We start from the raw sequence: 12,255 nt of genomic DNA on the forward strand, positions 1-12,255 counted from the left end.
CCCACCTAGCCCAGGTCGTCTAAATTTCCTACTTTTTCTCGGCCCACCTGGCCTCAGTCCATCAGAATTAAACAAAATTTTTCTGCTTTTTTTCTCCGGATAGCAGGAAATTTTAAATTAAGGTCGAATAAACAATATATGGGATTAAGCCGGGTAAACTAATATGATGTGGAAAAAGGAAATAGGGCCTTTACTTCAATAAGGAGGCAGCAGTGTTGATAGATATCCATAGTCATATCTTACCGGGGATCGATGACGGTTCACCGGACCTTGAAACATCAATTAAAATGGCAGAAATCGCTGTATCAGAAGGAATTACCGATATGATAGCGACTCCCCATTTTATAGCAAGCGATAAGGAAACAGATAAGGCCGCAATCATTGAAAAGGTAGAAGAATTAAACGAAAATCTAAAGCAGCGATCAATTAACCTTAAGATATATCCTGGAGAAGAAATTTTCCTGACACCGGAAATTCCGCGGTTTTATGATGAGGGGCGCCTTCTTACGCTGTGCGGAACCGGCAAGTACATATTGGTCGAGCTGCCCATGATGACAATTCCCTTATATGCGCCGGATGTAATTCACAGCTTGAGGCTTCGAGGTCTTAATGTAATCCTTGCTCATCCGGAAAGAAATCGCGAAATTGCAAAAAATCCTGAAAAGCTAAAGGAATTTTTAAAGTTGGGGACACTTACTCAGATCAACTCCATAAGCCTTCTGGGGGCTCTTGGAAGAGATGCAAAACACGCGGCAGAGAAGATAATAAATTCCGGAATGGCTCATTTTGTTGCTACTGACTGCCACACAACCCGCTCAAGATCGCCCAGAATAAAAGATGCGTTAAAATTTTTAAAAGGGCAGGCGGCAGAGCTGTTGCTAGTAGAAAACCCCACTAAGATTTTGAAGGGAAGGGATATGGATTCTGCATCAGAGGCATATGATGGCAAGGAAATGGGTTTTTTCACAAAACTCGGTTTATTCATCAACAATATCTAACAGAAAAAGGAGGTACAGTGTGTTTAAATTAAAAACCGTCTTAGTTTTAGCGTTGGCAGCGCTACTTGTGCTGTCTTCATTTACACCGGCGCTTGCTACAATTGACACAAGCCTTATAGACAAAGGACTTGAGAAGTTTAACGAGCTTAGCCCTTCTACCCAAAAGGAAGCTATAGATCTCCTCAAGACCTATTTTAAAAGCAGCGGGACACTGGAAGTTTTAAAACAAGATCTGCCCTCGGCTCTTAAGATAGTTTTGGGAGACGATTATGAAGCCCAGCTCGAGGATAAGGGCCTTAGTGTAAGCCGGCTGAAATCCCAAGTAGATGAACTAAAATCCTGGAGCTATGAAGACAGGATGGCCATTATAGATAAAATACAAAGTGGCGACAGTGAAGGTATAGCAGACCTTGTAGAAAAATATAAAAATATTGAGGCACCTTCAGATCCGTCAGGAGGCTCCGGCACAGCAGGTTCTTCCACATCATCACCTGCATCCGGCCAAGAGCAAGAAACCGATACCGGTCAAGAGCCGACACCGGCGGCAGCATTTACAGATATCACAAACCACTGGGCCAAAACTCAGATAGAGTACATGGCAGAAAAAGGCATCATACAGGGTAAAGCAAGTGGTATTTTTGCTCCGGAAGACAGCGTCACAAGAGCAGAATTTACTGCCATGATGGTAAGGCTTCTCCAGCCGGAAGTTTCCGAAGAAACAGTTATTCCGTTCTTGGATGTAGCAGAAACCGACTGGTTCTACGAAACGGTGAAGACCGCATATGCAGCAAATCTTGCAAAAGGAAAGGGGGACTTGTTCGATCCCGAGGGCAAGATAACCAGAGAAGAAATGACAGTGCTTGTTGCAAGAGCGGCGGCATTAAAGGGCAAATCCGTTTCCATTGACACAGCGGAGATAGACCAGCTTCTACTGCCTTTTAAGGACAAAGAAGAAATTTCAGATTGGGCTAAAACTGAAACGGCTGTTGCACTAAAACTCGGTTTGGTCCGCGGCACAACCGCAGAACTTTTCCAACCTAAAGCAAACGCTACCAGAGCCGAAGCAGCTGTGATAATCTACAATCTATATGGAGTTTTAAACGGGGAAAGCGATACCATGACAGAATAAAAAATTGAAGGGGGTAAGACAATTACATGTTAAAAAAGACATTAGTAGTTTTTTTGGCAGCACTCTTGGCACTGATGCCTCTGGCCTATGCAAACGGACAGACAGAGGATAATGTGGACAAAGTGCTAAGTTATATCAACGACAAGATTCGACCTTTAGGACAAGATACAGCAGTTAATCTATTAAAAATAGCGAAAACCAAAAGTAGTTCAGCGGTTAACACATTTTTTAGCAAAATTAGTGGCAGTTCTATTGAAAGACGCTTAAATAACAAAGGCATTACAAGTACCAGTATTAATGATGCTATAGAGATAGTCCAAGGCGATGGATTCTACACTGAAACTAAAGATTACATAGAGGATTATTTGTTTGGAAGCGATACTAGCGTATATGATCCCTATAAAACTACAATACAGGCAGAATTCGACAAGGTGTTTAAAGACTCAGGCGCACCATTAAACAGCTTTTATACGAACATGGTAGACGATTTTGGAAGCTGGAGGAAATTCTTAGCTGCACTTAAAGACTTGGAAATCAGTATTCAAGGAGATAGTCGTATTGGAAATATTGTTATAAACTACACCAAGGCAACAGACAAACTCAGTATAAACACTTCTTCTTCGACTGCTCTAACAACTGCTATAAATGACTCTTTAGATGAATTTTTGCTTCCTGGAGTAGAGTATAATGTTAGCAACGATGAAGTTTTGTCCCTTATAAACGCAGCAAATGCAGTGCTGGCTGATCTTTCACCAAGTGAAACTGCAACTTTAAAAAGTGCGCTTGAAGGCTTAGATTATACTGTTACCATTATTCCAAAACCCAGCGATGGAGGTAACGGTGGAGGCGGAACCGGCGGCGGAGGCACAGGCGGCGGAGGCGGAGCTGCTCCGGAAAAACCGGCAGTAGTTACTCCGAAAGATACGACGCAGCCTATATCTGTAAATATTCCCTCTGATGCGGTGAGCATTACTGTAAGCGACGGTAAAGCTGTTGTAAGCCTTAGCACCAGCACGGTAAATACTGTATTAAAGCTTATTGATGAGGCTGCAAAGACTGCCGAAGATGAAGACAGGCCTTTAGTGATAACTATAGACCTGAGCTCCAGCAAAAAGATCACCGAGGATACTCAGATAAATATACCTGCAAGTATTGTTGAAAAAGCCGGGGAAGTAAATGCTAATATACTTGTTATTCTACCGGAAGTAAGTATCGAGATACCGGCAGCAGCAGTCAGCATGGGCGATGCAGAAAATCTAGAAATAGTTATACAGCAGATTAAAACCGGAAAAGCCCTTTCAGGCATAACACTTCCTGCCGGAATGACAGCTGTTGGCGATGCCGCGGACATAGTCATAAAAACAGACGGCGGAAACGCGAAAATTACAGGCAAAATCACGATTTATTTCAACCTTAAGGGTATTACTGCAAATGCCGATAAACTCGGAATTTACTATGTAAATGGCGACAAGAAGACTATTGAATTTGTAGGCGGCAAAGTAGATAAAGAAAAAGACACCATAAGAGCTTCTGTATCCCACTTTAGCACATATGCCCTTATAGAATACAACAAGACCTTTGCAGATATAAAATATCACTGGGCAAAGGGTTATGTAGAATCTATGGCGGCAAAGCAAATAGTAAACGGCAAAGCAGAAAATATTTTTGCACCGGATGATGATATGACCAGAGCTGAGTTTGCTAAAATTATCGTAAATGCCATGGAACTCGATCTTAACAAATACAGCGGAAGTTTTGAAGATGTGAAAGCCGGCGACTGGTTTGCAGACTATGTGCAGACAGCTTTTGATAATAAACTCATTGAAGGCAAAGTAGCCGGAAAGGTCTTCGATCCTAACGGCAAGATAACAAGAGAAGAAATGATGACGATTATAGGAAGGGCAATAGGCAAGGAAGGCGCAGCGGATGCCGATACTATCCTTAAGTCTTTCAAAGACGGCAACAAGGTGTCTTCTTACGCAAAAGATTATGTATCTCTCTTGATTGAAGAAAAATTAGTAAACGGTTATCCCGATGGTACTTTAAAACCTGCAAACAGCATAACTCGCGCTGAAGCAGCCAAGATAGTTTACGGTTTCTATAACTACTATTAAAAAGGAGTACTCAAAGGGGTGCTGTGAAAGCGGAGCGCCCCTTTGAAAATTAAAAGCCATGAAGGGAAAATTTTTAAAATATGGGCTTATAGTTCTTGTAGTGATTTTGATAATTTTGGCCTCATCATATTATATTTTTGTAAACAAGTTCTATGACATGACAGAAAAATTGATACTTGAGAATGTAAAGGCGCCTGAGGCTGAAAATCCACCTTCTCAAAGCCCTCAAAACCCTCAAAGTCCGGCAGAAGAGCCTTCCGCAACCGGAGGGGAATCCCCTGCCGAAAAACCTGCGGCACCTTCACAAAGTGTGCCGGAAAAGAAAGCAGATTCTTCCGATAAGGATCTAAGCACTCAAGTGACCTTTGACGATAAGCGCAGGATTATGCAGCTTGTGTCAAGCAAACTTACAGGTGATGACATCAGTTATCTTACCGGTCTTTTAAAAGGCGGCCTTACTCCGGAAGAAAAAAGACTTGCGGTAGACCTTGCCTTAAAAAGGTTTACGCCGGAAGAAATAAAGGAAATACAAAATCTTTACTATAGATATCAAAAATATGCCTACTAGGGTGTGAAAGTTGCATGGAAGAAAACGGATTTATCCAAGAAGTAGAAGATGATGAGATCTCGCTAAAAGAAGTATTCGAGATTATAAAGAAAAGATTTAAAGCAATCGCGGCAATTACTGTAATATGTGTGCTTATAGCATCTATTGTGACCTTTTTTGTCTTAAAACCCGAGTATGAGTCAAATGTTACTCTTATGGTGGGCAAACCGATTCATAAAGTGGCAGTAAATCCTGATGAAGCAATAACTTATCAGGAAATCCAGACAAACCGCCTTCTGGTTTCAACTTATGGCGAGATTGCGAAAAGCCGGACGGTTTTGGAACAGGTCATAAAGAATCTAAACCTTGATGTAACAACAGATGTTTTGAAAGAAAAGATTAATGTAAGCCTTGTTAAGGATACGGAAATCATTCAGATAAGTGTTACAGACCAAGATCCTAAAATGGCGGCAACTATTGCTAATGAACTTGCCTCGGCGTTTTCAGACCAAGTTGTAAAGATAATGAATGTGGAGAATATACAGGTTATCGATAAGGCCATACCGCCTACAAATCCGGTAAAGCCGAAGCCAAAGCTGAATATTGCCATATCTCTTGTCTTAGGGCTGATGATAGGTGCTTTCACGGCTTTTGTGATGGAGTTTTTCGACACTTCTATAAAAAGTCCGGAAGATGTGGCGAAATATCTTGGTTTGCCGGTAATAGGCAATATACCATATGTCGAAGGGGAAAATGAATGAAACAGATACAGCAGCAATTAAATTCAAACGGGTTAATGGTAATGGATGACCCGAAATCCCTGGTATCCGAAGCCTTCCGCCTGCTGAGGACAAATCTGCAGTTTATGGGGGTAGACAAGCCCTTAAAGCGCATAGTGGTAACCAGCAGCAATCCCGGTGAGGGCAAAAGTTTTACTATAGCAAATCTTGCTATGTCCATAGCCGCTACAGGCAGCAGGGTCCTTCTCATAGATGCGGATTTAAGGAAGCCTAGGATTCATAAGATATTTCTTTTGGAAAATTACAGAGGGCTTTCAAGTATACTGGCAGGAGATATTTCAGCGGATTTTGTGCCTCAAGAAGCAGGAATAGAAAATCTGCATATTATAACCAGCGGGCCGGTGCCTCCAAATCCGGCGGAGCTTTTAGGTTCTTCTAAGATGAAACAGTTTTTAAATAAGGTAAGCTCGATGTACGATATAGTACTTCTTGATTCACCTCCGGTAAACAGTGTTGCAGACACTTCCATATTATCTACAAGTGTGGACGGCGTGATACTGGTAGTGGAAGCAGGGTCAACACCGAGAGAAGCTGCTATACTTGCAAAACAGCAGCTGGAGAAGGTTAAAGCCCATATATTAGGTGTTGTGCTCAATAAGGTAAAACAAACCGGCAGCGGCTACTACTATTATTACTATTATTACGGCGAAAGCGGCGGACACGAAAAGAAAAGAAAAAAGCGGAGAAGTTAGTGAATTAGGGCATTTGCAATGGGGGCAAGTAATATGAGATTTAAAAGGGGTAAATTAAAGATATTGATGTTTTTGCTAGATGCCTTTTTGATAAATTTTGCATGTTTTATGGCACTGGCCCTTCGTTTTGATGGTTATGTGCCTTCTCAATACATACCTTATCTTTTAAAGACTATGCCGCTTGCAACAATAGCCGGTTTAGCCTGTTTCTATAAGTTTGACCTGTATGACAGGCTGTGGAGGTTTGCCAGCGTAAATGAGATGTTTTCGGTGGTCTGGGCGTCAACGGCAACTTCGCTGCTGCTCCTTGCTCTGACCTATATGCTTCAGCTGCACTACCCTCGAAGCGTATATGTGCTGTTTTGGCTGCTGCTGACGGCTTTTACCGGAGGATACAGGTTTTTGATGAGGGTGGCATTGGGAAAAAGGCATCAATCTTTAAACTTTGTAAAAAACGGCAAAGACGATATGACAAATGTAATGATAATAGGGGCAGGAGATGCAAGTTCGGTAGTTGTAGAGGAGTTTTTGAGACACCCTTCTTTGAAAAGGCGGCCGGTGGCGCTGATAGATGATGATAAGAATAAATTGGGTATGAAGATTCGGGGCGTGCCGGTGGTGGGGACAAGAGAGTGTATTCCGGAAGTTGTGCTGGAAAAAAACGTCCGGGAGATAATTATCGCGATTCCGTCTGCAGACAGGAGAGATATCCGGGATATAGTTGAGATATGCAATAAAACCAAGTGCAAGCTCAAGATACTTCCCGGCATATATGAGCTGATAGACGATAAGGTCGCGGTAAAGCGGATTCGGGACGTGAAGATAGAAGACCTTTTGGGCAGGGAGCCGGTAAAAGTAGATCTTTTTGAAATATCAAGCTACCTGCAAAATAAGACGGTAATGGTAACGGGCGGCGGCGGTTCTATCGGTTCAGAGCTCTGCCGGCAAGTGGCAAGGTTCAAACCGAAGGAACTTTTGATATATGACATAAGTGAGAATAGTGTATATGATCTGGAGTATGATTTAAAAACGGTTTTTCCCAAGCTGAGATATACGCCGATTATAGGGTCGGTAAGAGATGAAAAAAAGCTTGAAGATGTTTTTAATAAATATAGGCCGGATATAGTGTTTCATGCGGCGGCGCACAAACATGTGCCCTTGATGGAGCAAAACCCGCTGGAGGCTGTAAAGAACAATGTGTTTGGTACTTTGAATCTGGTACGGGCAGCCGACAAGTACAAGACACAAAAGTTCATCCTTATATCCACCGATAAAGCGGTGAATCCTACCAGCGTCATGGGGGCCACAAAGCGCATCGCTGAAATTATCATCCAGATTGCTTCACAAAACAGCTCGACTGTGTTTTCGGCAGTAAGGTTCGGAAATGTTTTAGGAAGCCGAGGAAGCGTAGTTCCGCTGTTTAAAAAGCAGATAGAGTCAGGGGGCCCGGTAACGGTGACCCATCCTGAAGTTATAAGGTACTTTATGACAATACCTGAAGCTGTTCAGCTTGTAATACAGGCAGGGGCCTTTGCAAAAGGCGGTGAGATATTCATCTTGGATATGGGCGATCCGGTAAAAATAGATGATCTTGCAAAAGACATGATTCGCCTTTCCGGACTTGAGCCCAACCAAGATATAGAAATAAAATACACAGGCCTTCGCCCCGGAGAAAAACTTTTCGAAGAACTTCTCCTAAGCGAAGAAGGCCTTACCGCCACCAAAAATAACAGAATATTTATAGCAAGACCTACACACATAGACAAGGCAGCCTTTGCTGAAGAACTGGAACAGCTGAAAAACATCCTTATAGAAGAAAGAGAAAAAGATTTTGTGGAAATTATAAGGAGCATAGTACCGACATTTAAAACATTAACACAAGAAGAGAAAAGTATTTCTCAATGATTTATTTGTAAAGAACATTATTTACGGACAGAGTGTTTGAATGCACAAGCACAACTTATAAAATCGTGAACGGATAAGCACCTTCCGGAATACACTCTCTTGTTCCCACATATGCCCCACTGAAAGCCCAAAAGCAAAAGGAACAGGAAGACAGCAGTGGCCCAGAAAGTTTTTAGGGAGGTCAGCAATATTAAACTTTAAAAGTGCCATAGGTTTATACATAAAGTTGAACGAATTAAATTCTTAATAAGAAAGGTACAAGTGTGATGAAAATACAATTTTCTCCGCCAGATATTACAAATGCAGAAATTGACGAGGTTATAGATACATTGAAATCCGGTTGGATTACAACTGGGCCTAAAACCAAGTCATTTGAAAATAAAATAGCTGAATACACAAATACGTCTAAAGCTGTATGCCTAAATTCAGCAACGGCGGCAATGGAAATGACACTCAGGCTTTTAGGCATAGGTGAGGGCGATGAAGTTATAACTTCGGCATATACTTACACTGCTTCTGCAAGCGTTATACACCATGTGGGAGCTAAGATTGTATTAATAGATACAGCTAAAGATTCCTTTCACATGGATTATGAAAAATTAGAAAAAGTAATTACCAAGAATACAAAAGCTATCATACCTGTAGATATTGCTGGTGTAATGTGTGATTATGATAGGATATCAGAAATAGTAAACAGCAAAAAAAATTTATTCAGACCATCAAATGATATACAAGAATCGATTGGCAGGGTAGTTATTTTAGCAGATGCTGCTCATTCATTCGGTGCTACATATAAAAATAAAAAAAGTGGAGAAGTCGCGGACTTTACATCTTTTTCATTTCACGCAGTAAAAAATCTAACTACTGCTGAGGGCGGTGCTGTTACTTGGAAAGATATTTCAGGCATAAATAGTGAAGATATATACAAACAATTTATGTTGCTTTCTCTTCATGGACAATCGAAAGATGCGCTGGCTAAAACAAAACTTGGGTCATGGGAATATGATATTCTGTCACCAGCTTATAAATGCAACATGACTGACATTCTAGCATCTTTAGGATTGGCTCAGCTACAAAGATATCCTGAAATCCTTAAAAGACGAAGAGAAATTATAAAGATGTATGATGAAGGATTAAAGAATTGCAATCTAGATATTTTGAAGCACTACGGTGATGATTTTTCATCAAGCGGACATTTATATCTTGTAAGACTTATTGATAAAGATGAAAATTACAGAGATAGTGTTATCGCAAAGATGGCAGAGAAGGGTATAGCTACAAATGTTCACTATAAACCATTACCAATGCATACAGCATATAAAAATCTGGGATTTGATATAACAGATTACCCTAATGCTTTGGATATGTATAAAAATGAGGTTACTTTACCGTTACATACACTTTTAACAGATAAAGAAGTGCAATATGTGATTGATGGGCTAAAAGAGATAATGAGTTAGCGGTAATCGAGAGTTCTACAAATCCTATAGTAAGAGGTGAAGTACGTTGTATGCTAAAGTATTTAAACGACTTCTGGATATTATTTTTTCAATAATCCTGATGCCACTATTTTTGATCCTGTTTGTGATAGTGGGGATAGCAATTAAGCTGGAAGATGGAGGGCCTATATTTTACTACGGGGAACGCCTAGGAAGACATGGTAAACCATTCAAAATGTACAAATTTCGTTCAATGAAAGTTAATGCTCCGGATTGGAGATTGGAAGATGGTTCTACATACAATGCAGAAGATGATCCAAGACAAACGCGCATAGGTAAAGTATTACGTAAAACAAGTATAGATGAAATCCCTCAGTTGTTAAATGTGTTAAAAGGAGAAATGAGTTTTATTGGTCCGAGGCCGGATTTGCCAGAACATATCAATTGTTACAATACTAACGAAATGAAAAAATTAGAAGTTTTACCTGGGATCAGCGGCTATAATCAAGCATATTATAGAAATTTTGCTAGTTGGAAACAAAGATTAGAAAATGATGTTTATTATGTAGAAAATATATCATTCGTTTTAGACGTTAGAATATTTTTTAAAACTATTGAGAGAATTGCCTTAAAACGAGATGTGTATTTAGACTTTAAATCAAATAGCCTTGAGGTTGTGAACAGTAATGTGCAGCATAAAAAAAGTTGAAAGTAAGTTGTTTGATGTTTATGATCTAGATTGGGATACACAATACTTTGGTTTAAGTTCAGCAAAAGCAATTTTAAAAAGTAATATTCCGAAAAAAGAACGTACAACTTTAAAACGTTACCTAGATAAATTTCAATTTGTTACTATATTAAACGAAGACAACAATGCATATAATAATGTTTGGATAGGAGAAGAAACTCAGGCTTTTCTTTGCGACTTAAATGTCCAATTTATGAAAGATGTGGGGAAAATTCCATCCTTCACTCCTATAGAAACTTGTGAAATATTCGAGGCATATCCATACAATGAGCAAATCACAGAAATTGCTAAAAGCGCTTTTTCTTATTCGCGTTTTTTTAATGATCCTAATTTATCAAAGAGAAAAGCGTATAATATTTATGCCCATTGGGTTGAATCGGCTTTTGACAAAAATGGGAAATATTTTGTTGTTTTTAATAAAGGTAAAAGCGTTGGTGGCTTTTTACTATTTTCAATCAATGAAAAAAGCAAGGATTCAGTAATAGAGTTAATTGCGGTAAATGAGGCATCTAGAGGATTGAAAATTGGGAAAGTTTTACTTCAAACCTTAGAACAATATTTGTGCAGAAAAGGAATAGAAAAAATAAAAGTTGGTACTCAAGTAAATAACATAAGTGCAATAAATTTTTATGCGCACAATAACTTCAATTATGAGTCTTGCAATTCAGTATACCATTATTGGCCAAAAATAGATAATCCATATGAAGGGATTTAAAATATTTTTGTGTAGCAAAATGATAGTGAATTTATCATACAAGGAGTTAATTGAATTTGAAGATAGCTATAGTAACTGCATACGCTGATAAAATAATGGAATCTCGATATGAACTAGTAATTTCAATTTTAAAAAAAGGTCATTCAATTGAAATATTAGGATGTGAGCCAGAAGAAGTTTGTAATAAAGTATTGAATGAATTTAGCGTTAATTATACTCAGTTACCTTTTACACGCTCTAATACCAATCCGTTTCGTGAGTTAGAGTTTATAAGGAAAGCATCTAAAATTCTAAAATTTTTAAAGATTGATATGATTATTGTTTATGGAGTGAGACTTGCTGCAAGCGTTTCTATAGCAGCTAAAATAGCAGGAGTGAGAAATATTTACGCAATAATAAATGGCGCAGGCACCCTTTTCAATACTAATGGAATAAAAGGTAGGCTTATACAGGTTCTTTCATGGCCGTTGCTTACTATAGGTCTGAACCATTGCCAGAAAGTCTTATTTCAAAATGATGATGATAGAAGATTATTTGTAAACAATTTACTTGTAAAGCGCAATAAGACCTTATTGGTTAATGGCTCTGGAGTGAATTTAGAAAAGTATGCTCCATTTTCCCTACCAAAAGATTCATCTTTTTTAATGATAGGCAGAATGTTGAGAAACAAAGGCGTTTTCGAATATCTTGATGCTGCAAGAATTGTAAAATCGAAATATCCGTACACAAAATTTACTCTTATAGGGCCTTATGATGAAAATCCTACTGCAATCAAAAAAGATGATTTAAAACCCTTTATCCAGGCAGGAATAGTTAAACACGTTGAGTGGACAAGTAACATTTATGAATTTTTAATTTCCAACTTTGTATTTGTTTTGCCTTCTTATCATGAAGGTACTCCAAGAACTGTGTTAGAGGCAATGGCAACAGGAAGACCTATTATTACTACAGATGCTCCTGGTTGCAGAGAAACTGTAATTGATGGCATAAATGGTTTCTTGGTTCCGGTAAAAAATTCAGAAGTTTTAGCAGAAAAAATGATTTGGATGATAGAACATAGAGAAGAAGCAGAAAAAATGGGACAGGAGAGTTTAAAAATTTGTAGAGAAAAGTTCGATGTAAATAAAGTGAATGAAATAATCCTTAGGACTATGAAATTATAAAGCTC

11 protein-coding genes are annotated in these 12,255 nt (G+C 39.2%); all 11 read left to right on the top strand.

From position 1 onward, the window contains the following. Positions 1-215 precede the first annotated feature (215 nt). The 11 genes from BUE08_RS10165 (at position 216) to BUE08_RS10215 (ending at position 12,250) form a co-directional block, all read left to right on the top strand. Positions 216-998 carry a tyrosine-protein phosphatase gene (locus BUE08_RS10165; RefSeq protein ID WP_059031632.1) on the top strand — a complete coding sequence of 261 codons (783 nt, stop codon included), beginning with the start codon at positions 216-218 and terminating at the stop codon, positions 996-998. Positions 999-1,017: 19 nt separating this feature from the next. Next, positions 1,018-2,127: an S-layer homology domain-containing protein gene (locus BUE08_RS10170; RefSeq protein WP_286680873.1), complete on the top strand. Its 1,110-nt coding sequence runs from the start codon at positions 1,018-1,020 to the stop codon at positions 2,125-2,127. A 26-nt stretch (positions 2,128-2,153) separates the two neighbouring features. After that, positions 2,154-4,241, top strand: coding sequence for an S-layer homology domain-containing protein (locus BUE08_RS10175; RefSeq protein ID WP_286680874.1), 2,088 nt, complete (start codon positions 2,154-2,156; stop codon positions 4,239-4,241). A 58-nt stretch (positions 4,242-4,299) separates the two neighbouring features. Then, positions 4,300-4,809 carry a hypothetical protein gene (locus BUE08_RS10180; RefSeq protein ID WP_286680875.1) on the top strand — a complete coding sequence of 170 codons (510 nt, stop codon included), beginning with the start codon at positions 4,300-4,302 and terminating at the stop codon, positions 4,807-4,809. 14 nt (positions 4,810-4,823) lie between these two features. Continuing rightward, positions 4,824-5,549 carry a YveK family protein gene (locus BUE08_RS10185; protein ID WP_083497617.1) on the top strand — a complete coding sequence of 242 codons (726 nt, stop codon included), beginning with the start codon at positions 4,824-4,826 and terminating at the stop codon, positions 5,547-5,549. Next, positions 5,546-6,280 (top strand): CpsD/CapB family tyrosine-protein kinase, encoded by a 735-nt coding sequence (locus BUE08_RS10190; protein WP_114272586.1) that lies wholly within the window; start codon positions 5,546-5,548, stop codon positions 6,278-6,280. The genes BUE08_RS10185 and BUE08_RS10190 overlap by 4 nt, the downstream gene beginning before the upstream one ends. 33 nt (positions 6,281-6,313) lie before the next feature. After that, on the top strand, positions 6,314-8,185 hold the full coding sequence (locus BUE08_RS10195) for a polysaccharide biosynthesis protein (protein WP_286680876.1): 1,872 nt from the start codon (positions 6,314-6,316) through the stop codon (positions 8,183-8,185). Positions 8,186-8,451: 266 nt separating this feature from the next. Continuing rightward, a complete protein-coding gene (locus BUE08_RS10200) occupies positions 8,452-9,645 on the top strand; it encodes a DegT/DnrJ/EryC1/StrS family aminotransferase (RefSeq protein WP_286680892.1) in 1,194 nt (397 codons plus the stop codon). 46 nt (positions 9,646-9,691) lie between these two features. Next, positions 9,692-10,333 carry a sugar transferase gene (locus BUE08_RS10205; RefSeq protein ID WP_286680877.1) on the top strand — a complete coding sequence of 214 codons (642 nt, stop codon included), beginning with the start codon at positions 9,692-9,694 and terminating at the stop codon, positions 10,331-10,333. Then, positions 10,311-11,087 (top strand): GNAT family N-acetyltransferase, encoded by a 777-nt coding sequence (locus BUE08_RS10210; protein ID WP_286680878.1) that lies wholly within the window; start codon positions 10,311-10,313, stop codon positions 11,085-11,087. Before BUE08_RS10205 ends, BUE08_RS10210 begins: the two co-directional genes overlap by 23 nt. A gap of 56 nt (positions 11,088-11,143) precedes the next feature. Then, positions 11,144-12,250: a glycosyltransferase family 4 protein gene (locus BUE08_RS10215; protein ID WP_286680879.1), complete on the top strand. Its 1,107-nt coding sequence runs from the start codon at positions 11,144-11,146 to the stop codon at positions 12,248-12,250. The last annotated feature ends 5 nt before the right edge of the window (positions 12,251-12,255 follow it).

The organism is Tepidanaerobacter sp. EBM-49, from assembly GCF_001896645.1.
GTDB classification, from domain to species: Bacteria; Bacillota; Thermosediminibacteria; order Thermosediminibacterales; family Tepidanaerobacteraceae; genus Tepidanaerobacter; species Tepidanaerobacter syntrophicus.

Coding starts and splice junctions, on each gene's coding strand:
- BUE08_RS10180 (WP_286680875.1), top strand. CDS start 4,300: ATGAAGGGAAAATTTTTAAAATATGGGCTTATAGTTCTTGTAGTGATT.
- BUE08_RS10195 (WP_286680876.1), top strand. CDS start 6,314: ATGAGATTTAAAAGGGGTAAATTAAAGATATTGATGTTTTTGCTAGAT.
- BUE08_RS10175 (WP_286680874.1), top strand. CDS start 2,154: ATGTTAAAAAAGACATTAGTAGTTTTTTTGGCAGCACTCTTGGCACTG.
- BUE08_RS10190 (WP_114272586.1), top strand. CDS start 5,546: ATGAAACAGATACAGCAGCAATTAAATTCAAACGGGTTAATGGTAATG.
- BUE08_RS10210 (WP_286680878.1), top strand. CDS start 10,311: ATGTGCAGCATAAAAAAAGTTGAAAGTAAGTTGTTTGATGTTTATGAT.
- BUE08_RS10185 (WP_083497617.1), top strand. CDS start 4,824: ATGGAAGAAAACGGATTTATCCAAGAAGTAGAAGATGATGAGATCTCG.
- BUE08_RS10200 (WP_286680892.1), top strand. CDS start 8,452: ATGAAAATACAATTTTCTCCGCCAGATATTACAAATGCAGAAATTGAC.